The sequence below is a fragment of the Desulfothermus okinawensis JCM 13304 genome, from assembly GCF_054654515.1.
In genome coordinates this window covers 1-463 of the sequence record NZ_BAAIEW010000084.1, presented here as the reverse complement: position 1 = coordinate 463, position 463 = coordinate 1, and the positions used below count along the sequence as shown (strand labels likewise).

The following is a 463-nucleotide window of genomic DNA, read 5'->3' as shown; positions in this document are numbered from 1 at the left end:
GAGCTGATGTTGGAATAGGTATAAGATACATAGCAGATATCTTAGATTTGGATTTTATACCAATCACATTAGAACAGTTTGATATTGTAATTCAAAGAGAAGATTTTGAACTATATCATATACAGAAATTTTTATCCCTTTTAGATCCAATTAATATTTCCTTATATTCTGAAAAATTTCCTGGATATGATTTTAGAGATACAGGAAGAATTATTTACCAGGATAAATAAATGTTTTACCACCTCATCCTTACAGGAACTCCCTGTTTATTCATGTGTTCCTTAATCTCTTTTATTGTATATTCTCCATAGTGAACAATTGATGCAATAAGGGCTGCAGATGCCTTGCCTTTAGTTACTGCATCCACCATATGCTGTGGATTTCCTGCCCCTCCTGAAGCTATAACAGGTATTCTAACATTTTCAGAAATCAGTCTTGTTAGCCTGAGTTCATATCCATCTTT

The 463-nt window shown here is 32.8% G+C and carries 2 protein-coding genes; one reads left to right on the top strand and one right to left on the bottom strand.

Features of this window, described 5'->3' with window-relative positions; all coding sequences use genetic code 11:
- Positions 1-230, top strand: a 230-nt coding sequence (locus tag ACYQ0O_RS13135; RefSeq protein WP_459893795.1) for a substrate-binding domain-containing protein, incomplete at its 5' end; no start/stop codon positions are given.
- A 5-nt stretch (positions 231-235) separates the two neighbouring features.
- Here the strand turns inward: ACYQ0O_RS13135 and ACYQ0O_RS13130 are convergent.
- Positions 236-463 (bottom strand): HisA/HisF-related TIM barrel protein (locus ACYQ0O_RS13130; RefSeq protein ID WP_459893793.1); only part of this gene is annotated, 228 nt, incomplete at its 5' end.